At 63.4% G+C, this 22,844-nt stretch carries 26 protein-coding genes and 1 riboswitch; of the genes, 15 read left to right on the forward strand and 11 right to left on the reverse strand.

Annotation, left to right across the window (positions count from 1 at the left end; all coding sequences use genetic code 11):
- Positions 1 to 2 precede the first annotated feature (2 nt).
- Both modA and A477_RS0116070 read right to left on the reverse strand, forming a co-directional pair.
- Entirely contained in the window at positions 3 to 803 is an 801-nt protein-coding gene (gene modA / locus A477_RS0116065) for a molybdate ABC transporter substrate-binding protein (RefSeq protein ID WP_017199962.1), read from the reverse strand.
- Positions 800 to 1,210, reverse strand: a complete 411-nt coding sequence (locus tag A477_RS0116070) for a TOBE domain-containing protein (RefSeq protein WP_017199963.1) — start codon at positions 1,208 to 1,210, stop codon at positions 800 to 802. Before A477_RS0116070 ends, modA begins: the two co-directional genes overlap by 4 nt.
- Positions 1,211 to 1,496: 286 nt before the next feature.
- Here A477_RS0116070 and A477_RS0116075 point away from each other — a divergent pair, with 286 nt between their 5' ends.
- Together A477_RS0116075 and A477_RS0116080 are read left to right on the forward strand one after the other, a co-directional pair.
- Entirely contained in the window at positions 1,497 to 2,831 is a 1,335-nt protein-coding gene (locus A477_RS0116075) for an FAD-binding oxidoreductase (RefSeq protein ID WP_017199964.1), read from the forward strand.
- A gap of 131 nt (positions 2,832 to 2,962) precedes the next feature.
- On the forward strand, positions 2,963 to 3,832 hold the full coding sequence (locus A477_RS0116080) for a DUF4031 domain-containing protein (RefSeq protein ID WP_017199965.1): 870 nt from the start codon (positions 2,963 to 2,965) through the stop codon (positions 3,830 to 3,832).
- 138 nt (positions 3,833 to 3,970) lie between these two features.
- Here the strand turns inward: A477_RS0116080 and A477_RS0116085 are convergent, their stop codons facing one another.
- The 3 genes from A477_RS0116085 to A477_RS0116095 form a co-directional block, all read right to left on the reverse strand.
- Positions 3,971 to 4,372, reverse strand: coding sequence for a YccF domain-containing protein (locus A477_RS0116085; RefSeq protein ID WP_017199966.1), 402 nt, complete (start codon positions 4,370 to 4,372; stop codon positions 3,971 to 3,973).
- A gap of 99 nt (positions 4,373 to 4,471) precedes the next feature.
- Positions 4,472 to 4,924: an SRPBCC family protein gene (locus A477_RS0116090; protein ID WP_017199967.1), complete on the reverse strand. Its 453-nt coding sequence runs from the start codon at positions 4,922 to 4,924 to the stop codon at positions 4,472 to 4,474.
- A 109-nt stretch (positions 4,925 to 5,033) separates the two neighbouring features.
- On the reverse strand, positions 5,034 to 5,630 hold the full coding sequence (locus A477_RS0116095) for a phosphoribosylanthranilate isomerase (RefSeq protein WP_017199968.1): 597 nt from the start codon (positions 5,628 to 5,630) through the stop codon (positions 5,034 to 5,036).
- Between the two features lie 97 nt (positions 5,631 to 5,727).
- On the opposite strand from A477_RS0116095, the gene A477_RS0116100 reads away from it, so the two are divergent.
- From A477_RS0116100 to A477_RS0116120, 5 genes are all read left to right on the forward strand, one after another.
- Positions 5,728 to 6,375: a HutD/Ves family protein gene (locus tag A477_RS0116100; protein WP_017199969.1), complete on the forward strand. Its 648-nt coding sequence runs from the start codon at positions 5,728 to 5,730 to the stop codon at positions 6,373 to 6,375.
- Between the two features lie 57 nt (positions 6,376 to 6,432).
- Positions 6,433 to 6,498: riboswitch (guanidine-III (ykkC-III) riboswitch) on the forward strand.
- Between the two features lie 9 nt (positions 6,499 to 6,507).
- Entirely contained in the window at positions 6,508 to 6,822 is a 315-nt protein-coding gene (locus A477_RS0116105; RefSeq protein ID WP_017199970.1) for a DMT family transporter, read from the forward strand.
- 2 nt (positions 6,823 to 6,824) lie between these two features.
- Entirely contained in the window at positions 6,825 to 7,217 is a 393-nt protein-coding gene (locus tag A477_RS0116110) for a DMT family transporter (protein WP_017199971.1), read from the forward strand.
- 160 nt (positions 7,218 to 7,377) lie between these two features.
- On the forward strand, positions 7,378 to 8,385 hold the full coding sequence (locus tag A477_RS0116115; RefSeq protein WP_026005693.1) for an aldo/keto reductase: 1,008 nt from the start codon (positions 7,378 to 7,380) through the stop codon (positions 8,383 to 8,385).
- 9 nt (positions 8,386 to 8,394) lie between these two features.
- Complete coding sequence (locus A477_RS0116120; RefSeq protein WP_017199973.1) at positions 8,395 to 9,045, forward strand: MBL fold metallo-hydrolase; 651 nt, start codon at positions 8,395 to 8,397, stop codon at positions 9,043 to 9,045.
- A 142-nt stretch (positions 9,046 to 9,187) separates the two neighbouring features.
- On the opposite strand, the gene A477_RS0116125 is transcribed toward A477_RS0116120, so the two are convergent.
- Both A477_RS0116125 and A477_RS0116130 read right to left on the reverse strand, forming a co-directional pair.
- Entirely contained in the window at positions 9,188 to 10,909 is a 1,722-nt protein-coding gene (locus A477_RS0116125) for a DEAD/DEAH box helicase (RefSeq protein ID WP_026005694.1), read from the reverse strand.
- Between the two features lie 424 nt (positions 10,910 to 11,333).
- The gene (locus A477_RS0116130; RefSeq protein WP_017199975.1) at positions 11,334 to 12,794 is read right to left on the reverse strand and encodes an MFS transporter; all 1,461 of its coding nucleotides are present in this window, start codon (positions 12,792 to 12,794) and stop codon (positions 11,334 to 11,336) included.
- Here A477_RS0116130 and soxR point away from each other — a divergent pair.
- Positions 12,793 to 13,317 (forward strand): redox-sensitive transcriptional activator SoxR, encoded by a 525-nt coding sequence (gene soxR, locus A477_RS0116135; protein WP_017199976.1) that lies wholly within the window; start codon positions 12,793 to 12,795, stop codon positions 13,315 to 13,317. The genes A477_RS0116130 and soxR overlap by 2 nt on opposite strands.
- Positions 13,318 to 13,362: 45 nt before the next feature.
- A complete protein-coding gene (locus A477_RS0116140) occupies positions 13,363 to 14,076 on the forward strand; it encodes an SAM-dependent methyltransferase (RefSeq protein ID WP_502685503.1) in 714 nt (237 codons plus the stop codon).
- Here the strand turns inward: A477_RS0116140 and A477_RS0116145 are convergent.
- Positions 14,073 to 15,107, reverse strand: a complete 1,035-nt coding sequence (locus A477_RS0116145) for an Lrp/AsnC family transcriptional regulator (protein WP_017199978.1) — start codon at positions 15,105 to 15,107, stop codon at positions 14,073 to 14,075. The two genes, A477_RS0116140 and A477_RS0116145, sit on opposite strands and share 4 nt — an antisense overlap.
- 142 nt (positions 15,108 to 15,249) lie before the next feature.
- Here A477_RS0116145 and A477_RS0116150 point away from each other — a divergent pair, with 142 nt between their 5' ends.
- Positions 15,250 to 16,467 (forward strand): M20 metallopeptidase family protein, encoded by a 1,218-nt coding sequence (locus A477_RS0116150; protein WP_017199979.1) that lies wholly within the window; start codon positions 15,250 to 15,252, stop codon positions 16,465 to 16,467.
- 30 nt (positions 16,468 to 16,497) lie between these two features.
- Positions 16,498 to 17,790, forward strand: coding sequence for an MFS transporter (locus A477_RS0116155; protein ID WP_020372831.1), 1,293 nt, complete (start codon positions 16,498 to 16,500; stop codon positions 17,788 to 17,790).
- Between the two features lie 76 nt (positions 17,791 to 17,866).
- Here the strand turns inward: A477_RS0116155 and A477_RS0116160 are convergent, their stop codons facing one another.
- Positions 17,867 to 19,144 carry a CynX/NimT family MFS transporter gene (locus tag A477_RS0116160; RefSeq protein WP_026005696.1) on the reverse strand — a complete coding sequence of 426 codons (1,278 nt, stop codon included), beginning with the start codon at positions 19,142 to 19,144 and terminating at the stop codon, positions 17,867 to 17,869.
- Positions 19,145 to 19,282: 138 nt separating this feature from the next.
- Between A477_RS0116160 and A477_RS23755 the strand changes: the two genes are divergently transcribed.
- From A477_RS23755 to A477_RS0116185, 4 genes are all read left to right on the forward strand, one after another.
- Complete coding sequence (locus tag A477_RS23755; RefSeq protein WP_157367109.1) at positions 19,283 to 19,720, forward strand: hypothetical protein; 438 nt, start codon at positions 19,283 to 19,285, stop codon at positions 19,718 to 19,720.
- 69 nt (positions 19,721 to 19,789) lie between these two features.
- Positions 19,790 to 20,695, forward strand: coding sequence for a tRNA (guanosine(46)-N7)-methyltransferase TrmB (gene trmB / locus A477_RS0116175; protein ID WP_017199984.1), 906 nt, complete (start codon positions 19,790 to 19,792; stop codon positions 20,693 to 20,695).
- Positions 20,696 to 20,716: 21 nt separating this feature from the next.
- Positions 20,717 to 21,109, forward strand: a complete 393-nt coding sequence (locus A477_RS0116180; RefSeq protein WP_017199985.1) for a hypothetical protein — start codon at positions 20,717 to 20,719, stop codon at positions 21,107 to 21,109.
- Positions 21,109 to 21,603 (forward strand): type II toxin-antitoxin system RatA family toxin, encoded by a 495-nt coding sequence (locus A477_RS0116185; RefSeq protein WP_017199986.1) that lies wholly within the window; start codon positions 21,109 to 21,111, stop codon positions 21,601 to 21,603. Before A477_RS0116180 ends, A477_RS0116185 begins: the two co-directional genes overlap by 1 nt.
- A gap of 3 nt (positions 21,604 to 21,606) precedes the next feature.
- Here A477_RS0116185 and A477_RS0116190 read toward each other — a convergent pair whose 3' ends face one another.
- On the reverse strand, positions 21,607 to 22,281 hold the full coding sequence (locus tag A477_RS0116190) for an anti-sigma factor family protein (RefSeq protein ID WP_017199987.1): 675 nt from the start codon (positions 22,279 to 22,281) through the stop codon (positions 21,607 to 21,609).
- Positions 22,278 to 22,775: a sigma-70 family RNA polymerase sigma factor gene (locus tag A477_RS0116195; RefSeq protein WP_017199988.1), complete on the reverse strand. Its 498-nt coding sequence runs from the start codon at positions 22,773 to 22,775 to the stop codon at positions 22,278 to 22,280. The genes A477_RS0116190 and A477_RS0116195 overlap by 4 nt, the downstream gene beginning before the upstream one ends.
- Positions 22,776 to 22,844 lie beyond the last annotated feature (69 nt).

Consider the following 22,844-nt stretch of genomic DNA (forward strand, 5'->3'; position numbering starts at 1 on the left):
CGCTACGGCGTTCCGAAGCCGGCGTCCATGAGGACCTTCTTGCCGGCTTCGCTAGTGACGTTTGCAATGAACGCAGCTGCGAGTTCCTTCTTCTTGCTGGTACCAACCGTCGCAATCGGGTAGGTGTTGACGGCCCTGTCCGACTCGGGGAAGGGTATGCCCTTGACCTTGCCACCAGCCGCTTTGACGTCCGAAACGTAGACCAGGCCCGCGTCGGCTTCGCCCGAGGTAACTTTGCCCAGGACATCGGTCACGGATGATTCCTCGCTGACCGGGCTCAACGCGGTCCCTGTCGCTTTTTCGACGGTCTTCGTTGCAGCGCCGCAGGGAACCTGACTGGCGCAGGTCACCACTTTGACGCCGGGCTTGGCGAGGTCCGCGAAGGAAGAGATCGACGCCGGGTTGCCGGGCGGGACGGCGATCTCCAGGACATTGGTGGCGAAGTTGGTTGCGGTGCCGTCCACAAGCTCCTGGTCTGCGAGCTTGGCCATGTTCTTGGTGTCTGCTGAAGCGAAGACGTCCGCAGGGGCACCCTGGGTAATCTGTGTGGCCAGATCAGAGGAGCCTGCAAAGCTGAGAGTCACTTTGGTGCCCGGGTGCTGGACTTCGAAGTCCTTTGCCAGCTGCGTGAAGGTTGTTTTCAGGGATGCCGCGGCGAAAACGGTGATCTCTCCGGACATGGCGGACCCGGGGCTGGCCGAGCCCGTGGACGGACGTGTCGTCCCGGAGGCGCAGGCTCCCAGGCTCGCTGCCAGGGCACCCGCAACCAGTACAGCGGCGAAAGGCTTACGGCTGATCCTCATATGATGCTCTTTCCCTGCGGTGTTTCGATGATGACGGTGGTGGCCTTCACCACGGCTGTGGCCACCGAACCGAGTTCCAGCCCAAGCTCCCGGACGGCTTCGCTACTCATCAGCGACACAACGCGAAACGGACCACACTGAAGCTCCACTTGGGCCATGACCTTGTCCGCAGTAATGCCGGTGACAAGACCCACGAAGCGGTTGCGGGCCGAACTTCCTGTCCGCGAGGGGTCGTCAGGGAGGTGGGATTGGTCGCGGGCAAGCGTGGCCAGTTCCAAGCCATCCACCGCGAGGCGCCCGGCTGAGTCCTTTCGGGCAGTAAGCGTTCCGTTTTCCGTCCATCGCCTCACGGTGTCGTCGCTGACACCAAGAAAGCGAGCGGCCTCGGAAATTCGTATCTGCGGCATAAATGCATCATAGATCCGTATTTGCGGATCTTCGCTACTTGTTCCGCCGCAAACGGAAAATTACCTTGGCGTTTGCCCGTGTGACCTGCGGCGCAGCGTTGGCGGAGTTCGGCCCTTTGGGCGCTCCCGGCGCACCCATTACCGCACGACGCACCCGTAACTCTGGTGCGCTCGGCGCGAAATGGTGCGCCGCCGTCGTCGTACTTCTTCTCACTACCCATGGTCCGATGGGAGGTACGGACGTACCCTGTTCTAGGGGAGAGTTTCCGATGCGAAGGAACGTCCCATGGAATGGATTCGTCCGGACAGCCCGGACTATGACGAAGCCCGAAAACTCTTCAATGCGATGATCGACCGAAAGCCGGCTGTCATCGCCAAATGCTCGGATCCCGGCGATGTGGCGGAAGCGCTGAGCTATGCGCACAACCACAATCTGGACGTCGCCGTGCGCTCGGGTGGGCACTCGGTGGCGGGCATGTCCACCAACGACGACGGCCTGGTAATTGACGTCCGTCCCATGAAGTCCATCAGCGTGGACCGCGAGATGAAGACCGCCACGGTGGGCGCAGGGCTGACTTGGGGCGAGTTCGACCGCGCCACCCAGCAGTACGGGCTGGCTGTCACGGGCGGGCGCGCGTCCACCACGGGAGTCTCGGGATTCACGTTGGGCGGTGGTTCGGGATGGCTGGAGCGCTCGTACGGATTCGCGTGCGACAACTTGCTCTCCGTCGACCTGGTCACGGCCTCCGGGGAGCGCGTCACCGCCAGCCCCGGCGAAAACCCCGAGTTGTTCTGGGCCCTCCACGGAGGGGGCGGAAACTTCGGTGTGGCAACGTCCTTGACGTTCAAGCTGCACGATCTCGGGCCCACCGTGATGGCTGGCCTCATGTTGTTCCCAGGGCAGGACGCGACGGACTTGTCGCGCGCCTTCCGCGGGCTTGCGCTGGAGGCGCCCGACGCCGTGGGGACAGCCCTGGTGTACCTCACCGCCCCGCCGGAAGAGTTCGTCCCGGAAGAGATGGTAGGCAAGCTCGCCGTAGGAATGGCTTACATCTACGCGGGAGATGTGGAGACCGGCGAGGAACATGCGAAGCCGTTCAAGGAACTCGGCCCTTCCGTGGACCTGGTCTCCCCCATGGCATACGCGGACTTCCAATGCATGATCGACGACCCGCCGGACCACTACAACTACTGGAGCGCCGATTACCACAACGAGCTCAACGACGACGCCCTGGATCTCCTTGTGGATTCGGCGCAACGCCTTCCCGGGCCACACTCGCAGCAGTTGGTGGCGCGGTGGGGCGGAGCCGTGGGTGGACCTGCTGCGGCGAACACTCCCCTGCAGCATCGCGGCGCAGCTTGGGTCAGCCACCCGTTCGGTCTGTCCGAAACCCGGGAGGGAGGGCAAGAGGCAATAGCTTGGGTCAAGCAGTTCCGGCAGGACATCGCCCCGTACACCACCGGCGGAGTCTGGCTGAACTTCATTGGAGACGAAGGCCAGGACCGGATCATGGCAGCTTACGGCGAGAAGAACTACCGGCGACTGTCCTTGGTGAAGCGCGAATTCGATCCTGACAACGTGTTCCGCGGCAACCAGAACATCCTGCCGGCGCAGCACTGAGTTTCCTTACACTCCTTCCCAGTTGCCGTGATCAGCGCGGGCAGTGAAGCCTGTACTTCCGGGACGGCAGCACGGCGGTAGACGTTCCGATGGCCGGCAACTGGGAAGGATCGCTTGGATACACTTTGCCAATGGCCATATATGTCGATCCCCCTCTGTGGCCAGCTCATGGAACCGTTTTTTCGCACCTCGTTTCGGACACGTCGCTGGAGGAGCTGCACGAGTTCGCAGCCTCCGCCGGAGTTCCGGAGCGGGCCTTCGACGGAGACCACTATGACGTTCCCGAACGCCGCTACGATGATCTCGTCGCGGCGGGCGCCATCCCGGTGGAAGCCCGCATCCTGGTCCGCAAGCTCATCGCCAGCGGACTGCGCATCCCCGCTCGTGAACGGAGCAAGGCATTGACAGTACCTTTGATGGAACGTTGGAACAGCACGTACCCAGGCCACGAGGAGCTGGGCCTTGAACTGCTGGAACGGTGGGGCGAGGACGGCAGGAAGTACCACAGCCGGACACACCTCCTGGCAGTCCTTGAGGCCTTGGACGTCCTGGCGGAGCCGGAACAGCCCGCGCTGACAGTCATCCTTGCGGCGTGGTTTCACGATGCCGTCTATGAAGGCGTGGCCGGGCAGGACGAAGAAGAGTCTGCACGGTTGGCAGAGGACCGCCTCACGGCTGCCGGGTTGGCTCCCCACGAGGTTGCCGAGGTTGCTCGCTTGGTCCGGCTCACCTCCACTCACCGTCCAAAGACCGGCGACTATGCCGGTGCCCTTCTCTGCGACGCCGACCTCTCAGTGCTTGGTGGCGACCCGGAATCCTACGCCCGCTACCTCGCCGCAGTCCGCGAAGACTACGCCCACGTCAGTGACGAAGATTTCGCGAAGGGGCGCGCCGCCGTCGTGCGTGATCTCTTGGGGCTGGACCCGCTGTTCCACGGCGAACGCGCCAAGGCGCTCTGGCTCGACGCCGCGCGCCGGAACCTCGCCAGTGAACTCGCGTGAGCGGCTATCCCTAGCGAACCGGATGCGCCGCAACGGCAGCTGCCGTACGTTCTCTTCCCCCGATGAGACGCTCCGCTGCAGCTTAGACGGTAGGAATCGTCTGTCCTGCAGCGGGTCGTCTAAACGGGCGGAGCCAGCCTAGCGGTAGGTGCTGACGAACGGCTGGTTGGTGGGCACGATCTGCTTACCGAGAGGCATCAGCGATACCGGGATGAGCTTCAAGTTGGCGATGGCCAGCGGAATTCCGATGATGGTGATGGCCATGGCAACCGCCGTGACCACGTGGCCGATCGCAATCCAGATGCCCGCAACCAGAAGCCAGATCACATTGCCGAGGAGCGCGAACACTCCGGCACCGCCCGGTTTCTCAACCACCATCTGGCCGAAGGGCCACAGGCAGTACGCACCGATCCGGAACGAAGCGATGCCCCACGGGATGGTGACGATGAGCACGCAGCAGATGATGCCTGCCGCGAAGTAGCCCAAGGCCAGCCAGAACCCACCGAAGACAAGCCAGATGACGTTAAGGAGCGTTTTCATAGTCTTCATTCTCCCTTGCGCCCCCGACAAAAAGCCTAGGGGTCTGCCCTGAATCTTCCCTGACTTCCAGGACCCTACGCCGCGGGCTTCATCAGTGGCTCAACCGGCCAGGAGCCCGTCCAGCTTGTCGAACGAGGTCCCCCAGCCGTCGCGTGTCATCTCAACCCACTCTTCGGAAGCAAACGGCCCCTGCGTGAGGTTCATCCTGGTACGGCCGTTGAGGTCCTCGAATTCGAGGTGCATTTCCTCGTATTCGTGGTCGGCGTCAGGAGCAGCCTTGGCCTGGGCAACCAAAAGTGCCGGGCTGTTCAGCTCGGTGATGGTGGCTTCGATGGGTGCCGACTGCTGGCCATTCTCGTCCGACCACACCATGACCACCTGCCAGATGCCACCCACCCTGGGCTCAACGATGATCTGGTCCCGGGGAGCTTCTACTTCTACAGGCCCGAACCACTGAGTGAGCTTGTCCGGCTCCATCCAGGCCTCAAAAACCTTCTCGCGGGGAGCATCAAACTCGCGGCTCATGGTCAGGGTGTGCTGTTCCGTACTCATTGCTTAACTCCTGGTTTCGGTGATGTTCGATATCCAAGTAGTGGTGCGCTGGAGTGAATCGTGTCGTCGTGAGCGAGTCTATGGTGTCCCACTGACACGGTAAGCGAATCTAGGCTTTGGCAGCTTTGACGAAGGCGCGGATCTTCGCCAGGTCCTTCACTCCGCGAGATGCCTCTACCCCGGAGGAAACGTCCACTCCCCAAGCGCCGGCAGCAGCGGCCGCGAAAGCCACGTTGCCCGGTTCGAGTCCCCCGGCAAGCAGCCACTCCCGGTCATCCAGCCCCTTTGCCCGCACTGACGCGTAGTCCCAGGACTCCCCCGAGCCCGGCACTGCGGCATCGATCAGGAAAACTTCTTCGCCCAGATCGGCGAACTCGTCCTGGGAGGCGCCCATGGTGACGGCCCTGATGAGCCGCATCCCGGCGTCGTGCACTGTTTTGACGTCGTCAACCGTCCGGTGGCCATGCAATTGCACCCACTCAAGTCCGGCAGCACGAGCCGTTGCCACGGCGTCAGCGGCAGCCTCATGCCGGAACACACCCACGGCGTGAACATGCTCCGGAACCAACGGCCGCAGAATGCGCACCTGGTCCGGACTGACTTCGCGGGGGCTGGAAGTGAGCACGAAGCCGACCGCGTCTGCACCGGCGTCGACCGCTTCACGCACGGACTCCGGCGTACTCAAGCCGCACACTTTGACGAACATTCCCGCGCCTCCAGCCGTTGTCACAACGTTTTCCACATATGACGTTAGCAAGCCGCAATGCCAGCGCAGAAGCGGCGTCCACCACTAGGCTGGTCGGATGGAGATTATCCGCTTTGCCGACATCCGTCCCGAACCGTGGCGCAATGGGGGCGGTGTGACGCGCGAACTCGCCAGCCACCCGAAGGCCGCATCGGCGCAGGACAATGCCTGGGATTGGCGAGTCAGCATCGCCGACGTATCCAAGGCGGGAGAGTTCTCGACGTTCCCGGGGATGGAACGCGTCATCACCATCATCGACGGCGAACTGCTCCTCCTCACAGTGGATGGCTCCGAGCACCCCCTGGAGAAGTACCGTCCGTTCCGCTTCTCGGGAGAAGCCGCGTCATCAGCCGCTCTCCCAACCGGCGACATCCGGGATTTGAACGTCATCGCACGCGAAGGCGCTTTCAAGGGCTACACCTCCATAGTCGAGATCTCCAAGAAACGCGCACACCCTGTCTTCGAGGGCCAGTTGGCCATCCTGCTCGAGGGCAAGGCGACCGTTGCGCCCGGCGCCGCTGTGGAGGAAGAGTCGGGAGTGGAGGAAGAGCCCGACGGCGGCGGCCCGGCACCGAGCGCCGGTGAACCGGTCGAGTTGTCCCGATACGACGCCGTGGTCGGTTCGGATAGCCGCAGCCCGGAGATCTCAGGACGGGGTTTCGTGGCAGTGATCTCGATCGACCACGTGGAGCCGTCGCACGCTTGATGTGGTGACGTTAACCACCAGAAGTGGCCACCCCGGCCGGGAGTTGCTAGCCTGAAATGAAGGTTCCCCTCTGGAACCTCCGGACGACGGTTCAGTACCCGGCACGCGACAAGACTGGCCAAAGGAAATGTCATGTCGTGGTTAATTCTCATTCTCTCCGGAGCACTCGAAGCCGTATGGGCCGCAGCGCTCCACCGTTCCAAGGGCTTCCGTAAACCCGCCCCCACCATTGTGTTCCTGGTGTCCGTGGTGGCCAGCATGGGTGGGCTCGCCATCGCGATGCAATCCATCCCCACGGGCACTGCCTACGCAGTGTGGGTTGGTGTCGGCGTCGTACTGACTGCCACGTATGCGATGGTCACCAAAGTTGAACGCGCGACGACGGCCCGGCTGCTTTTGCTTGCGGGCATCGGCGCATGTGTAGTTGGCCTGAAGGTGGTGGCGTAGCCATGACTGAGAACACTCTGAACTCCAGCAACTCCGGCAACTCCGGCAACGGAATCTTCTGGGTCATCCTCTTGGCGTCAGCACTGCTCGAAGCCGTATGGGCCACAGCTTTGGGCCTCTCCGACGGCTTTACGCAGCTCATGCCCACTGTGGTATTCGCCATCACTGCCGTCCTGAGCATGCTCGGACTGGGCATCGCAGTGAAGCGGATCCCCCTCGGCACTGCCTACGCTGTGTGGGTGGGTATCGGTGCTGCGCTGACAGTTGGCTGGGCCATGATCACGGGTGTGGAATCCGCGAGCCCGCTGAAGCTGCTTTTCATCGCTGGAATTGTGGGCTGTGCTGCCGGGTTGAAGGCCCTGCCCACTGACAAGCCTGTAGCCAAGCCCGAGTAGCCGTGCCGCAGGCGCTCCGATTCGATGGGGCGCTGCGCATTAGACGTCTCCTACCATCGAATGCGCAGCAAGCCATCGAATCGGACTTCATACAGGAATACCCACGCCAACTACTGAGTTCACGCCTTCAAGAGCAACCAAACGCGCATTGGAGAAGTTCATGACTGCAGTTCAGCTCGGCGACGGCCTCAAGGTCAGCCCCCTCGGCTTCGGGGGAATGGCCCTCACCCCGGTTTACGGCGGAATCGATCCCGAGGAAGGCCTGCAGACACTCAGGCACGCAGTGGACGCGGGTATCACGTTCATCGACACCGCGGATGTGTACGGAGCAGGAACCAACGAGGAACTCGTGGGCCGGCTCTTGAAGGAGCGACGCGACGAGGTCCAAGTGGCCACGAAGTTCGGAATTGAGGGCAACCCCGCGGACGGGTACACGGGAGTCCGCGGGGATGCGCCTTACATCAGGCAAGCGGCGGAAGCGAGCCTCCGCCGCTTGGACACTGACGTGATTGACCTCTACTACATGCACCGCCGTGACCTCCGCGTTCCGATAGTGGAAACCGTGGAGGCCATGGCGGAGCTGGTCCGAGAGGGCAAGGTCCGGCACCTCGGACTGTCTGAAGTGACAGCCGAGGAGCTCAGGCAGGCCAACGCCGTCCATCCCATTGCCGCAGTCCAGAGCGAATGGTCGATCTGGAGCAGGGATGTTGAGCTCAACGTCGTACCTGCAGCCAAGGAACTTGGCGTCGGGTTCGTGCCATATTCGCCGCTTGGCCGCGGATTCCTTACGGGAACCGTCAGCGCGAGCGACCTTGGCGAAAACGACTTCCGTCATAAGATCCCCCGTTTTGGTGACGAGGCACTTGATGCGAACCAGGCCGTAGTGGCCGCGGTCCGCGAGGTAGCCAGCGGGCTGGATGCAACTCCGGCCCAGGTAGCCCTGGCCTGGCTGTTTACCCAAGGTCAGCGCCTCGGGATTTCGGTGGTCCCCATCCCCGGCACGCGCAAGACGCACCGGATCGACGAGAACCTTGGGGCGCTGTCCCTGCACCTGGGAACAGCGCAGCTTGAGAGGCTCGGCCAAGCTGCGGCCGCCGTCGTGGGTTCACGCTCTGCCGACCCCAACTGGGTCTCGCAGGGTCGCGAAGCCAATCCGGCAACTGCATAGACTGACACGATGGATTCGCTAATTCACTCCTTGCGCGACGTCACTATCCGCAGCATCTCCGTCAGCGAGATGAACAACAACGTATACCTGTTGACTTCAAAGTCCACGGGTACGCAGTTGTTGATCGACGCTGCAGATGACCTTCCGGCCATCCAGCAACTACTCGAAGACAGCACCGCAGATACGGTCGCCACGCCGAAGCTCGCCAGGATTGCCACCACCCACCAGCACTGGGATCACGTCCGGGCGCTTGCGGAACTGGTGGAAGTCACCGGGGCAAGCACGTCAGCGGGAGCGGACGACGCCGATGCGTTGCCGGTTCCAGTGGACGTCCGGCTGGGTCACGGCGACGTTGAGCAGTTCGATGGCTTCGAGATCACGGCAATCCACTTGCGTGGACACACCCCCGGCTCGATCGCTTTCGTGTACCAGGATCCTGACGGGCCCGCCCACATTTTCAGTGGAGACTCGTTATTTCCGGGAGGCGTCGGCAACACACAGAACGATCCGTCACGTTTCACTTCTCTGATGAACGACGTGTCGGAGCGGCTGTTCGACGCTTATCCGGACGAAACCCTGGTGCACCCGGGCCATGGATTGCCCACGACCCTCGGCGCCGAGCGGCCACACCTTGAAGAGTGGCGCGCCCGAGGCTGGTAACTTGCGGGGCCTGCTCTACACGCTATTCCACAGGGATAAGGTGCAAAGCGGGCCTCACAACGTCAGGTCCACGTGTTGCGGGGCCTGCTCTACACGCTATTCCACAGGGATAAGGTGCAAAGCGGGCCTCACAACAGGAGCGTTAGCGGCCGCGACGCTCGTTCGATGCGGGCGCCGATGCGCGACGGGGACCGCTGCGTGCCGGACGACCCGCACCGGAACCACCTCGACCGGAGTTGCCTGAGGCACCCGAGCCGTAGGATCCGCCGGACGTAGCGCCCGTTGCGGAAGACCAAACAGCCTTGTTTCCCCCGGTACGGGTGCTCGTGGTGGATGCCGTGCGCGGAGCCGAAGCTGAGCGCTGTCCGGTAGCCGGACGTCCGCTGCGGCCGTTCTGCCCCTGCGAGCCGGGAACGTCATTGCGGTGAGTAGCGCCGGCCTTGCCGCGACCACGGGGGCTGCGGGCGACGTCGTCGTTCATTGCTGCGCGGCGATCTGCACGGTTGGTGTCCGTACGAACAGGCTCAGCCCCAACCTTGCCGCGACCGTTGCGACCGCCGCGGCCACCAGCGGTGGGAGCAGCCTGAGTGGATCGGCGTGCGCGCTTGCGCTGGGCGTTGGCGCCGGTGGACGTGCCGCCACCCTGCTGGGCTTTCGCAGCGAGGAGAGCCGCACGGGTGCGGGGATCAACCTTGTCCGCGATGTCGCCCACGAGCTTTGAAACCAAGGGTGAGCTGGCCGTTACGCGTTCAAAATTCACGTCAACGCCGGCGGCCTTCATGAGCTTCTTGACGTCGCTCTGCTGCTCGGGGAGCGTCAGGGTCACAACGGTGCCATCGGAACCGGCGCGGGCCGTGCGGCCGGAGCGGTGCAGGTAAGCCTTGTGCTCTGTGGGCGGGTCCACGTGGATGACGAGTTCGACGTCGTCAACGTGTACGCCGCGGGCCGCGACGTCGGTGGCCACCAGGACGCGAACGTCACCGTTGGAGAACTCGGCAAGGTTACGGTCGCGGGCGTTCTGCGACAGGTTGCCGTGGAGGTCGACGGCGGGGATGCCGGCGTCGGTGAGGGTCTTGGCAAGCTTGCGGGCGTGGTGCTTGGTCCGCATGAAGAGGACGCGGCGGCCGGCGCCGGAGGCCAGTTCAACGATGAGCTGCTTCTTGACGGTCTGGTCGTTGACCACCAGGACGTGGTGTTCCATGGTGGTGACGGCGGCTTGGGGATCGTCTACGGAGTGCGTCAGCGGGTTGGACAGGTAACGGTTGACCAGCTTGTCAACACCGTTGTCCAGCGTCGCCGAGAAGAGCAGGCGCTGACCCTGGGTGGGGGTCATGTCCATAAGCTTCTTGACCACCGGGAGGAAGCCCAGGTCGGCCATGTGGTCGGCCTCGTCCAGCACGGTGACCTCAACGGCTTCGAGGGTCAGGATGCGCTGGCGGATCAGGTCTTCGAGGCGGCCCGGGCAGGCGATGACGATGTCGACGCCGGCGCGCAGCGCCTTTTCCTGGCGTGCCTGGGAGATGCCGCCGTAGATGACCGTGGTGTTCAGGCCCATGGCCTTGGCCAGCGGCTCGATGGTGGCGTTGATCTGGGTTGCCAGTTCACGCGTCGGGGCAAGGACGAGGCCCATGGGGCGGCCCGGCTTGCGGAAATGCTTTGCTTCTCGCTCGGCCAAGCGGGCCACGAGCGGGATAGCGAAAGCGATGGTCTTGCCGGAGCCGGTGCGGCCCCGGCCCAGGACGTCGCGGCCTGCGAGCGTATCCGGGAGGGTCTTCACCTGTATGGGGAATGCCTCTTCGATGCCGTCTGCGGCAAGGGATTCGGCAATGGGCTTGGGCGTGCCAAGGGCAGCAAAAGTAGTCATAAACTTCATGTCTTTCGGGCGGTGTCCAGTTGCGGACATCGGCCCCCGACGCCGGTTGGGCCAGGGGTTCGCCGAGGAAAAGTCAGGTGGTCTACCGGTTCGCTTCAACAGCGGTGGCCGGGACCAAATGGAACGCGTTCATCGACGCAGGATGTGCCTCTCACATGAAAAATGCCCTGCCGCGTAGCCTGTCAGGCCACCTGCTTCAGGGCGTCACCGCACATCAAGTGTTCCTAGCTTAGCAGTGTTTCTCCCGCGGGCCCGCATCGGGGTTGGTCAGACCTGCGTTGCGAGGCCCGATCTACACCCTTCCGGGCGGCAATACCCTGCAGAGCGGGCCCCACAACGAGTCCACCCTGCGTTGCGAGGCCCGATCTGCACCCTTCCAGGCGGCAATACCCTGCAGAGCGGGCCCCACAACGAGTTAGGAGTGGTGCGTGAGCTCGGGTTGTGTGTCCGGGGCGCCCGTTCCACCACCCGGCTCACCCATACCCGGCTCACCCATACCCGTCCCAGCCGCCCGCCCCTTACCGGTCCGGGCTGCCCGGGCCGCGACCCTCGGCGCGATGACTACCCCGACGACGGCGATGATCGCCGTCAGTGCGAAGACCCCCGCAAACGAATTCGTCGTCGTAAATGCCGCGAACACAAGTCCGGTGGCTGCGAGGGACAGCGCGCCGCCGAGGGAGTCGGAGATGGACATGGCCGCACTGTTGAAGCCCTGGTTTTCCTCAGTGGAGAGTGCCAGCGTCATCACGGACAGCCTCGGGTACATGAGCCCCATGCCGCCACCGGCAAGGATCCAACCAGCGATGGCAACTGCCGCGGGCAGGCTAAACGCCGCAGTCACCAGCGTGGAGATCACGGCTACCAGCACCAGCGCGGCTCCGATCTTGACGGCGAGATCGTCAGCCAACCGCGCACCGAGCCGCCCCTGGATCGCCGATGCCCCAGCCCAGGCCAGCGCGGCTCCGGTCAGTGTCAGCCCGGCGAACGTGGGCGTGAACGCGTAGCGCTCAGTCAGCAGGTACGGCAAGTACACCTCGGCCCCGAAGAACGCCGCCGACGCCAGCCCCCGGACCAGGATCACACTGGGCAGGCCCCGCCGGGCAGTGAGGGTCCCGCGGGGGACCAACGGGCGTACCGCCACCAAAGCGATGACAAGCGCGACGACGGCAATCACCCCACCGAAGCCGGGCACCTCCGCGGACAGGTTCAGTCCGAGGACAGCGACGGCGGCGAGCGCCGCCCACCCCATCCGGCCGAAGGCCCAAGGAACGGGCTCGGCAGCGGGCTCGGAGTTCATCCCACGCACAGCCGGCACCACCATCAGTAAGGCCGGAACCACCAGGCCCACAACGCCGAGGAAGACCCAATGCCAACTGCTCAGCTGGGCCACCACACCGGCCGCGAATGGACCCACCAGGGAAGGAACCACCCAGGACGCGGCGAAGGCGGCGAAGATCTTCGGATGCAGCACAGGCGGGTACACGCGGGCAACCAATACATAGAGGGCCACGGTCATCGCGCCGCCACCGAGCCCCTGCACCAACCGCCCGAGCACCAGCATCTCCATGGTCCCGGCCGTACCGGCGATCAGCAGGCCAGCCACGAACAATGCCACGGAGGAGTACAACGGTGCTGCCGGACCACGACGGTCAGACCAGTTGCCTGCCGCCACCATGCCCATCACGCCGGTAGCCAGCGGCCCAGCGAAGGCCAGCGCGTAGAGACTGGCTCCGTCCAGGTCGCGGCTGACGAGCGGCATGATGGTGGTCACCGCAAGGGACTCGAACGCGCTCAGGAAGACGAGCGCGCACGCCCCCACGGTGGCAAGCAGGTATGGGCGGCGCAGTATCCCGGCCGTTGAGGTGTCAGAGGTCATGGACGTCAGCCTAGAACCTCAACTAATGTTGAGGTCAATCCACCACCCCAGTATCCGGAAGAACGCCATGCCGCCAGTCGAAACGCACCGGCCACTCACTATTGGTGAGCTGTCCGAACGGAGTGGAGTATCGGCGTCGGCCCTTCATTTCTACGAACGGAACGGGCTCATCGAGGCCGAGCGAACGGCTGGCAACCAGAGGCGTTATCGGCGCGACACACTGCGACGGGTCGCGTTTATCAAAACCTCCCAACGGGTGGGCTTGCCCCTAAAAGACATCCGGGAGGCACTGGAATCCCTACCGGATGGCCGCACGCCCACCAAGCGCGACTGGTCCAGGTTGTCGTTGCGATGGCGCAAAGAATTGGACGAGCGGATCGCCGCTCTGCAGCATCTGCGAAACGACCTCGACGGGTGTATCGGCTGCGGTTGCCTCAGCCTGAAATCCTGTACGCTGCAGAACCCTTCGGACGAACTCGGGGCCTCCGGTGCCGGCGCCCAGCGTTGGACTTTGCCGGAATAGCAACAGGCATTGCCTTTCACCGCAGCGTCGCGGCACGCTTGGGTTATGACGGAACACGCGCACGACGCCGCCACTCACCTACACGGTCAACACACCCATGAAGGCGCTCAGCAGAGCGGCCTGAACCTCCACGAGGACGCAGACAATGCCGTGGACATGTGGGACGGCATGTACCGCGAGCGTCCCAAAGTGTGGAGCGGAAACCCGAATCCACAGCTGGTTGCAGAAGCCAAGGACTTGAAGCCCGGAAGAGCCCTCGACCTCGGCTGCGGTGAAGGCGCTGACGCTATCTGGCTCGCCGCACAAGGCTGGACAGTCACGGCCATGGACGTCTCCGCCGTCGCGCTTGAACGGGCGGCCGCGCACGCAGCGGAAACCAGCCACGGGGATCGGATCACCTGGCAGCAGCAGGACCTCACCGAATGGGATCCCGAGCCGGTTTTCGATCTGGTTTCCGCCCAGTTCCTTCACTCCCCGCTCCTTCCGTGGCGTGATTCGGTGGCTTCGGCCGCTGCGGCCGTGGCACCCGGGGGAACATTGCTGGTGGTGGGACATCACCCGCATGGCCTCCCTTCGTGGAGCCACCACCACGATTCGGGCATGTTCTTTACGCCTGAACAATTGGCGGGTGCTTTGCGGCTGGATCGTGAGCCGTGGTTTGTCAACGTCCTCACTGACCGCGCACGGACCGTCACTGGCCCCAACGGCGAGTCCGGTACCACCTTGGACACGGTTCTGAGGGCCACCAAGCACGCCTAAATTCCTGCCGGCAGCAGCTCCCCGTACGGCGCCACAACGGTCCCTGTGGCGGTGGAGTCCGGATTCAGCATCCATCCCACCCGTTTTGCCGTGTTCAGCATGACCACGCTTTCCACCAGTTCGATGCCCGGGATCCGCTGCTGGATGGTGAGCTCCATTTCCATGACGTCGGCCAGCGAGCGCAGCCACATGATCATGGTGAAGTTGGTCCGGCCTGTGGTGGATGCGGCGAAACGGACATTGCGGATGGCGCGCATTTCCGTGGCTGCGGCTTGGTGCTCTCCTGCGGGAACGTTGGCGAACCATTGGACGGTGATGGGGAAGCCGGAGAATTGTTGGGCAACTTCGCAGCGGAAGGACAGCATGCGGCTGTTCAGGACCCTGCCCAGTTGACGTTGGACGGTGGCGGGGTTTCTGCCCAAGGCCCGGGCGATTTCTGCTGCCGTGGCGCGGCCGTCCCTGGCCAGGAACGGGATGAGCGCCAAGTGGTTTTCGGGGAGCGGGAGTACCGGGGCGTCGTGGGTTGATTGTGTTGATTCGGCTCCGGCGAGCGCCCTGATCGCTTGCTGTTCGGCTTTGCTGAGGACGTTGAGGCGCCAGGCGTAACCGCTGGTGTGGATCCGCGTGCAGAGGGACGTGTGGTACTTGGTGAGCCCCCTGATTTCCTTGAGTTTGGGCAATACTTCGGTGCTGAACTGTCCCAGGTCCCGGGTGATGACGGTCAGGGTGAGGTCACGGTTGCTGGCCGCTTCTTCAACGGTGATGACCTCCGGGAGCTGGGCCACTGCGGAGGTGACGTCCGGCCTGAGGTGCATTTCGCAATCGATGTCCACCATGGCCAGGCACATGTCCTTGGGGTCTCCCATGAGGTGGGCGGTGGTCCACGCGGCGCCGGCTCCTTTGAGGCGTTCCCATCGGGAGGCCAGTGTGGTGGCATGAACGCCCAGGACGTCGCCGGCGTCGGACCAGCTGATCCGGGGTGAGATCTGCAGGGTGTTGACCAGACGGAGATCTTCCTCGCTGAGTTCCATAGGTACAGTCTGGCAGATTGATGCATGATTGCTGCTTGCAAATAGACATTCGTGCATATTTCCAGTTGTTTCTGAGCTTGTGAAGCACGTCACCTCAGAATGGCATTAGCAACCAGTCACCTCGGAAAGACCAGGAGAACTCATGACTATCGCCGCTGATGCCAAGGAACTTCAGGAGGACATCGTCCGCCTGCGCCACGATCTTCACCGCGAACCGGAAATCGGCCTGCAGCTCCCCCGCACGCAGGAAAAAGTGCTCAAGGCGCTGGACGGTCTGCCCTATGAGATCACGCTCGGCAAGGAAACGACGTCGGTCACAGCAGTCCTGCGCGGCGGTGCGGCTCATTCAACAGCTGAGAAGCCTGTGGTGTTGCTGCGCGCAGACATGGATGGCCTCCCCATCCAGGAAACCACAGGCGTGGACTACACCTCCCGTGTGGACGGGGCGATGCATGCCTGCGGCCATGACCTCCACACCGCCATGCTGGCCGGCGCCGCCACGTTGCTGGCGGAGCGTAAGGACCAGTTGGCAGGGGACGTCATCCTCATGTTCCAGCCCGGCGAGGAGGGCTTCGACGGCGCGAGCTACATGATCAAGGAAGGCGTCCTGGATGCAGCGGGCCGCCGCGCGGACACTGCCTACGGAATGCACGTGTTCTCCGCGCTGGAACCCCACGGCCAGTTCGTCACCAAGCCGGGCGTCATGCTCAGTTCCTCAGCCGGCCTGGTTGTCACAGTACTGGGCGCAGGCGGTCACGGCTCAGCCCCGCACTCCGCCAAAGACCCCGTCACGGCCGCTGCCGAGATGGTCACTGCACTTCAGGTGATGGTCACGCGTCAGTTCAACGTGTTTGATCCAGTGGTCCTCACCGTCGGCGTCCTGCACGCGGGCACCAAGCGGAACGTCATCCCTGAGACCGCACGGATCGAAGCCACCATCAGGACCTTCTCAGAGGAGTCGCGGCGGAAGATGATGGAAGCAGTACCCAGGCTGCTCCACGGCATCGCCGCAGCCCATGGTTTGGAGGCGGATGTGCACTACCAGGAGGAGTACCCCCTCACCATCAACAACGAGGATGAGACCAACACCGCGGAGAAGGTCATCGCCGGCATGTTCGGCGAATCCAGGCACAGCCGGATGGCCACTCCCCTGGGCGGTTCCGAGGACTTCTCCCGCGTCCTGGCTGAAGTCCCCGGCACTTTTGTGGGACTCAGTGCTGTTGCCCCCGGCGCCGACCACGCGACGTCGCCGTTCAACCACTCCCCCTACGCAATGTTCGACGACGGCGTCCTCACCGACGGCGCCGCGCTGTACGCCGAACTCGCCGTGTCCCGTATCGCCGCCCTCGCCGGCAACTAACTCCCCGCCCGCCTGATCTTGGAGAAGCACATGACCACCACCGTAGGAACGTCCCCCGACGTCAAGGTCCACAAGTCGCACATGCGCACGCTGGTTGGCACCGGCATCGGCAACGCCGTTGAATGGTACGACTGGGCCATTTATGCAACGTTCTCCCCGTTTATCGCGAGCGCTTTGTTCAGCAGCGCCGACCCCACCTCGGCCATGCTGTCCACTCTGGCGATCTTCGCCGTCGGATTTGTTGCCCGTCCGTTTGGTGGTTTCGTGTTCGGCTGGATCGGCGACCGGATCGGACGCAAGACGTCCATGACGGTGGCGGTGGCCCTCGGCGCGGTGGGCAGCCTGCTCATCGGCATTGCCCCGACGTTTGAGTCCGTAGGCGTTTTCGCATCGGTGATGCTGCTGATCGCCCGACTCATCCAAGGCCTTGCCCACGGTGGTGAGTTGCCGTCGTCGCAAACGTACTTGTCCGAGATGGCGCCCAAGGAACACCGCGGCTTCTGGGCGACCCTCATCTACACCTCCGGCACGGCCGGCATCCTGGCCGGCACGCTGCTGGGCGCCATTCTCACTGCCACCCTCAGCAAGGGCGACATGAGCTCGTGGGGTTGGCGCATCCCGTTCCTCATCGGTGGCGCGCTGGGCGTCTACGCACTGTTCATGCGGTCAAAGATGAAGGAAACCGAAGCTTTCGAGGCTGAAGCGCCCACTGAGAAGCGCCTGCCCATCTGGCCGCAGATCGTGAAGTACCGCAAGCAGGCTCTGCAGGTCATCGGCCTCACTGTTGGCCTGACGGTGGTCTACTACATCTGGGGTGTTGTAGCTCCTAGCTACGCCGCGACCACGCTGAAAATGGACCGTGGTGAAGCGCTCTGGGCAGGCGTGGTGGCCAACGTGGTGTTCATCGCCGCCCTGCCATTCTGGGGAAAATTGTCCGACCGCATCGGCCGCAAGCCCGTGATCATCAGTTCGGCTGCAGGCGCCGCGCTCCTGCACTTCCCCATGACGTGGCTGCTCAAGGACTCACCGTGGCAGCTTGCCGTGTCCATGTCCGTGATGCTGTTCTTCATCGCCGGTAGCGCCGCAATCGTTCCTGCCGTCTACGCCGAACTGTTCCCGACGCATATCCGCACCATCGGCGTGGGTGTTCCGTACTCCATCTGCGTCGCTGCGTTTGGTGGCACGGCTCCGTACCTGCAGACGTGGCTTGGCAGCATCGGGCAGGCTCAACTGTTCAACGTGTACGCCGTGATCCTGCTGCTGGTGGGCATCGCATTCGCGTTCTCCATCCCGGAGACAAAGGGCAAGGACCTCACCGTCTAGCTACTCCGGCATTCGTTGCGAGGCCCGCTCTGCGCTCTTCCCTGGGTTTTTGGGATGCAGAGTGGGCCTCACAACGTTAAACGAAGCGGTCGCGGCCGGCCCGATACCCGAAGAAGGCTGCCAGGGAACCGACCACCAGGAACAGGATTCCAGCAGCCGCGAACCCGCCCGTAGCCTGGTGGAGCTGGCCTACCATCAGCGTGCCAAGCGAACCCACGCCGTATCCGACGCCCTGCATCATCCCGGACAGGTGCGCCGCGGTGTGGGCGTCGCGGGTACGGACCATGATCATGGTGAGGGCCACAGCAGTCAACGAACCCTGGCCCAGCCCATTCAGCCCGGTCCACACCCAGATCAGCTCGGTGGGACCAAATATGGTGAGAGCAAAACCGCCGCCGGTCATCAGCGCCACCACCATGTTGATGATCCGCTGGTCCTTGAAGCGCGTGGCCAAGGCGGGGGCAAACAGCGAGCCGAGCATCTGCAACACTATGGAAACGGATACGATCAGCCCCGCCGTTCCGCCATCGATCCCCCGGTCGCGCAGGATTGGTGCCATCCATGCGAATACGCTGAACGACATCATGGCCTGCAGCACCATGAACAGCGTCACCTGCCAGGCCACGGCTGAACGCCACACGTTGACGCCGCCGTGGATCGCTTGGTGTTTGACCGATGGCTGCCGGATTGCCAGTGGCAGGAAGAGCATGAGTACGACGGCGGCGGGCACCGCCCAGAACCACAGCGCCGATGTCCAGTGGCCTGTTGCCGTAAAGACCGGATACGTGAAGCCGGCTCCAAGTGCCGCCGAAGCGCAGATCGCCGTGGTGTATAGGCCGCCCATCAAGCCAAGGCGGTGTGGGAAATCCCGCTTGACGACGCCCGGGAGAAGGACGTTACACAGTGCGATGGCGGCACCGCAGGCCGCGGTTCCGGCCAGAAGTGCGGGCAGGTGACCCATCCCGGGGATCTCCAGGGGCCTGAGCACCAGCCCTACGGTGAGGACCGCCATGGCGCCAAGGAGCACACGTTCTGCTCCGAACCTGCGCGCGAGGATTGGAGCAAGGGGTGCGAAGACGCCCAGCAAGGTCACCGGCACCGTGGTGAGGACCACCAGCGCCCAGCCCGGCAGGCCGGCGTCGGAGGTTATTTCCGGAAGCACGGCGGAAAAGCTGGAGAAGACCGTCCGCAGATTCAGGCCAATCAGTACCAGGCAGATGCCCAGGTAGACGAGATCCCGTTTGCCCCGGAGCTGCGTGGGGTCCGCGGCTGGTTCATCGTCGATCTCGGCGTCCACCGCAATATCGGGAAGAACGGATTTCTCTCGGTAGCCGGGCGTCTTGGAGGAGGTCACCCGTCCTATTCTGTCAGCCAGTCCTGATCCGGGCTTGTTGGGCAGGATGTGACCAGTCATTGGGCACCCCGTGCAGTTTATCCACATAGGGCTGATCACCCCTGTCTGTGTTGCTTGGCGGTCCATAACGTTGAGGGCATGGAGAAAACGCCTGAGCCTTGCCATCCCACCATGGAGAGTCATGAGCCCACGCTGGGTTACGTGCTCGTTCCCCCGGCCCCGCCGCCGGGAATGAATACAGGAATTGCAAGCGTCGTGTTTTCTTTGGCTGCGCCGTTGTGCTGGTACGTGACCATTCCCTTCTCCCTCCTCGCGGCGCTCCTTACGAGGTCAGCTACATCATCAGGCCGGTTTGCTTGGGTCGTGCCTGCAATTGTGTGGAGCCTTCCGTGCACCTGCGGATTTGTGGCACTGGTGCTGGGCATATCGTCGATGGTTTTGGCCAGAGGCCGCTCACCCGGCGGACGCCACACGAAGGCATGGTTTATGGGCATGTCCGGCTTGGCTGTTGTCGCACTGGAGGTCTCGATCGGCCTTTGGGTATTGATAACGCGTCCTTACCTGATCCTCTTCTAAGAGCGCCCACTACCCGTACTCAGCAGGCTTCGCCGAACGACCCCGCCCAACCAAAGTATTCTGGAAAGGATGAGTGAAACCCCAGATTCCCCGCGACCAGTCACGCCCGGCAGCCAGGCCTCCTTCGGTACCTACGGTGGCCGGCCAGTCAGCTTTGTGCGCCGTGGCACCCGACTGCAGGGACGCAGGCAAGCCGCATGGGAAGAGCACGCTGAGCGCTGGGCAATTCAGGTGCCGCGCCATGTTGCCAACACCTCGGTGCACCCGGACTACAGCTTCGACGCCGAGGCTGTCTTTGGGCGCAAGGCACCCCTGATTGTGGAGATCGGTTCGGGCCTGGGTGACGCCGTGGTCCATGCCGCGGAGCAGAACCCGGACAAGGACTTCCTTGCGGTTGAGGTCTACACACCTGGTTTGGCCAACACCATCATCAAGATCAACAGCCGTGGGCTGACCAACGTGCGGGTGGTGGAAGCCAACGCCCCAGAGGTTCTCGAGTCGATGCTCCCGGAGGGGTCGGTCAGCGAGCTCTGGGTGTTCTTCCCGGATCCCTGGCACAAGGCCCGGCACCACAAGCGACGCCTCATTCAGCCTGCGTTCGCCTCAGTAGCCGCCAAGGCACTCGAAAAGGGTGGCTACTGGCGCATCGCAACGGACTGGTCCAACTATGCAGTGCACGTCCGCGAAGTGTTGGCTGGGTCCACAGAGTTCGAGAACATGCACGAAGGCGAGCGCAGCGGCGAGGAGAGCCCGCTGACGCAGGTGTGGCAGTCCGGCGTCGAGTCTGTGGTTGGCGGTGCGCCCGTCCGGGAAGGCCGTGCCCCGGTCAGCACGGAGCACACCGGGCCGAACCAGGGCGTGGATGAAGAAGGCGGCTGGGCCCCCCGGTTCGATGGCCGAATCCGGACAAGCTTTGAAAACAAAGCCCACGAGGCCGGGCGCATGATCTTTGACCTCACGTACCGCAAGCTTTAACCAACGGACTTTGGGGGAATCATGAGCTATCAGCCGCCGGTCGACTACTACCAGCAACCACAACGGTCCGGCACACGAGGCCTGGGCGCCGGCATCACAAGCATTGTTGCCGCTGTCCTCTCCCCGGTCGCGGCCGTAGTGAGCATTCCCTTGGGCATTGCGGCTATCGCCTCGTCGATAAGCCGCTACAACCAAGGCAACGACGCTTGGTGGTTCGGTGCACTGATCCTGGCCGGGGTCGCGGTCCTGTTGGCCATTGTGGCTGTGGTCAGCGGGTTGCTCGCCGTCTTCCGGGCGGGTCGCATGAACGCGGGCCGCATCACGGGAATCGTCGGGTTGGCGATCATGGCGGTCAACGTCTTTGGTGTTGCCTTCATGGTGTTCCTTGTACTCGGCGCAGGGCAGGGGTCCTAATGCCACAGGTACGTGCCGAGCGGCTGATCCGGCTGGATCCCGAGACCGCTTTTGCCCTTTCCCAGACCACGGGTGCTTTCAGGCTCAAATGGGATCCGTTCATCTCCGCCCAAGCCTTTCTGGATGGGGCCAAATCGGCTGGCAAGGGCGTCAGGACGCGGACTGTCTCCCGCATGGGCCTGAAAATGGTCAGCGAGTACGTCTCTTACACTCCTCCACGAAACGTGGGTATGACCATGGTGTCCGGGCCTTGGTTTTTTGAGAATTTCGGCGGCGGCTGGCGGTTCACCCCGGACGACGGCGGCACGCGGGCAGTCTGGAAGTACACCTTTTCCTGCCGCCCGGCCCTGGTGAAGCCGCTGGCTGAGAGGATCGGGGGCTGGCTTCTGGGCAGGGAGATTGAGCGCCGGATTGAGGCGTTCGCCCGGGCTTGCGAAGACCAGGACCTCGTCGCGGAACTACGTGCCCAGGGCACAGTGGACACGGACGGCTAAGGTTTACGGCACCGAAATCGAGGCCACAGTTTTCTCTGCTTCATCACGAAGCTCAACACCCGCGATGCCAGCCAACTGCACCGGAGTGGCACCGGTGATCTTGACCCGGCCGCTCTGAGTGGCCGTCCATCCGCACGTGCGTTCTTCGGCACCGTCCCGGCCCTTCACCCACAGGTAGAGCGTGCCTTCCAGCGGCATGGACCGGCCCTCCACGGCGAGTTCGGTGCCCCAGTTCTTTTTCACCATGCCCACGGTCAGCTGCAATCCGGTTTCCGACTGAACCGAGTAGCTTGCGTCAGGTTTCGGGGGCTGGTTCAGAACAGGCCCGGCGAGGAAGCCAACCGCGAGGCAGGCAGCGGCAAGCGCGCCCACCAGAGCCGCCCACCGCCGTCGTGATTTCCGCCTGCGGACCGACAAGTCCACCAAGTACTTCTCGGGAAGCGACCCAGGTTTCGGTTCCAGGGTCAAGAGCGTGTTCGCACCCCCAGCGACAGTGAGGGCGACGGCGTCAGCCGGGGGAAGGGCGTCGAGCAAAGCTGGAAGGCTTTCCAATTCCTCCAACCCGTGGCGGCATTCAGCGCATTTGGCGAGGTGGTCCTCAAACGTGCGTGCCTCCTCGGGCTCGAGCCCACCCAGCAAATAGGCGCCCAGCAACTGGTGTACGGAGTTGCCGTTCATCGTTCCACCCCCATTTCATCAAGGATCGTTCGGAGGGCTTTCACAGCATAGAAAGCCCGGGATTTCACGGTTCCCGCCGGGATGTTCAGCTGCAGCGCTGCCTCGATGACGGTGAACCTTTGATAGTGGAGGGCCACCAAAACCTGGCGGTGTTCGTGACTGAGGCGGAGCAACGCTTCCTCCATGAGGACCCTGTTCAGGAGTTCATCAACGCGCTCCATTGCAGGATGGTCCGGGAGGTCTTGCTCGCCGGCCTCGGCAGGGCGGCGCTGGGCCTTCCTGTAGTTGTCGATGATGACGTTGCGGGCCGTCCGAAAAAGGTAGCTGCGCAAACTTCCCGTGATCTGCGGGGCGTGCTGCCATACCTTGAGGATGGTTTCCTGAACGACGTCGTCCGCTTGATGGGCGTCGGACGTGCAGCTGAGAACGAAGCGCTTCAGAGCCGTGCCATGGTCGCGGTAGATCGCTGCCACCACCTCTTCATCCAACGGCATAGCCACCTCCCTCTTTCAGCTGCCCCTTCGCCTATACGACGACGCGCGAATGGAAAAGGTTCAGACCCT

Source organism: Arthrobacter sp. M2012083 (genome assembly GCF_000281065.1).
Classification (GTDB): Bacteria; Actinomycetota; Actinomycetes; order Actinomycetales; family Micrococcaceae; genus Arthrobacter.

What these genes read in the sequence shown, in the direction of transcription:
- A477_RS0116125 (WP_026005694.1), bottom strand. Translation starts at nt 10,909, where the DNA reads ATGACTACTTTTGCTGCCCTTGGCACGCCCAAGCCCATTGCCGAATCC.
- A477_RS0116120 (WP_017199973.1), top strand. Translation starts at nt 8,395, where the DNA reads ATGGATTCGCTAATTCACTCCTTGCGCGACGTCACTATCCGCAGCATC.
- A477_RS0116145 (WP_017199978.1), bottom strand. Translation starts at nt 15,107, where the DNA reads ATGGAACTCAGCGAGGAAGATCTCCGTCTGGTCAACACCCTGCAGATC.
- A477_RS0116070 (WP_017199963.1), bottom strand. Translation starts at nt 1,210, where the DNA reads ATGCCGCAGATACGAATTTCCGAGGCCGCTCGCTTTCTTGGTGTCAGC.
- A477_RS0116110 (WP_017199971.1), top strand. Translation starts at nt 6,825, where the DNA reads ATGACTGAGAACACTCTGAACTCCAGCAACTCCGGCAACTCCGGCAAC.
- A477_RS0116190 (WP_017199987.1), bottom strand. Translation starts at nt 22,281, where the DNA reads ATGAACGGCAACTCCGTACACCAGTTGCTGGGCGCCTATTTGCTGGGT.
- A477_RS0116085 (WP_017199966.1), bottom strand. Translation starts at nt 4,372, where the DNA reads ATGAAAACGCTCCTTAACGTCATCTGGCTTGTCTTCGGTGGGTTCTGG.
- soxR (WP_017199976.1), top strand. Translation starts at nt 12,793, where the DNA reads ATGGACGTCAGCCTAGAACCTCAACTAATGTTGAGGTCAATCCACCAC.
- A477_RS0116180 (WP_017199985.1), top strand. Translation starts at nt 20,717, where the DNA reads ATGAGCTATCAGCCGCCGGTCGACTACTACCAGCAACCACAACGGTCC.
- modA (WP_017199962.1), bottom strand. Translation starts at nt 803, where the DNA reads ATGAGGATCAGCCGTAAGCCTTTCGCCGCTGTACTGGTTGCGGGTGCC.
- A477_RS0116130 (WP_017199975.1), bottom strand. Translation starts at nt 12,794, where the DNA reads ATGACCTCTGACACCTCAACGGCCGGGATACTGCGCCGCCCATACCTG.
- A477_RS0116140 (WP_502685503.1), top strand. Translation starts at nt 13,363, where the DNA reads ATGACGGAACACGCGCACGACGCCGCCACTCACCTACACGGTCAACAC.
- A477_RS0116150 (WP_017199979.1), top strand. Translation starts at nt 15,250, where the DNA reads ATGACTATCGCCGCTGATGCCAAGGAACTTCAGGAGGACATCGTCCGC.
- A477_RS0116155 (WP_020372831.1), top strand. Translation starts at nt 16,498, where the DNA reads ATGACCACCACCGTAGGAACGTCCCCCGACGTCAAGGTCCACAAGTCG.
- A477_RS0116115 (WP_026005693.1), top strand. Translation starts at nt 7,378, where the DNA reads ATGACTGCAGTTCAGCTCGGCGACGGCCTCAAGGTCAGCCCCCTCGGC.
- A477_RS0116195 (WP_017199988.1), bottom strand. Translation starts at nt 22,775, where the DNA reads ATGCCGTTGGATGAAGAGGTGGTGGCAGCGATCTACCGCGACCATGGC.
- A477_RS0116080 (WP_017199965.1), top strand. Translation starts at nt 2,963, where the DNA reads ATGGCCATATATGTCGATCCCCCTCTGTGGCCAGCTCATGGAACCGTT.
- A477_RS0116075 (WP_017199964.1), top strand. Translation starts at nt 1,497, where the DNA reads ATGGAATGGATTCGTCCGGACAGCCCGGACTATGACGAAGCCCGAAAA.
- A477_RS0116185 (WP_017199986.1), top strand. Translation starts at nt 21,109, where the DNA reads ATGCCACAGGTACGTGCCGAGCGGCTGATCCGGCTGGATCCCGAGACC.
- A477_RS0116095 (WP_017199968.1), bottom strand. Translation starts at nt 5,630, where the DNA reads ATGTTCGTCAAAGTGTGCGGCTTGAGTACGCCGGAGTCCGTGCGTGAA.
- A477_RS23755 (WP_157367109.1), top strand. Translation starts at nt 19,283, where the DNA reads ATGGAGAAAACGCCTGAGCCTTGCCATCCCACCATGGAGAGTCATGAG.
- A477_RS0116105 (WP_017199970.1), top strand. Translation starts at nt 6,508, where the DNA reads ATGTCGTGGTTAATTCTCATTCTCTCCGGAGCACTCGAAGCCGTATGG.
- A477_RS0116100 (WP_017199969.1), top strand. Translation starts at nt 5,728, where the DNA reads ATGGAGATTATCCGCTTTGCCGACATCCGTCCCGAACCGTGGCGCAAT.
- A477_RS0116090 (WP_017199967.1), bottom strand. Translation starts at nt 4,924, where the DNA reads ATGAGTACGGAACAGCACACCCTGACCATGAGCCGCGAGTTTGATGCT.
- trmB (WP_017199984.1), top strand. Translation starts at nt 19,790, where the DNA reads ATGAGTGAAACCCCAGATTCCCCGCGACCAGTCACGCCCGGCAGCCAG.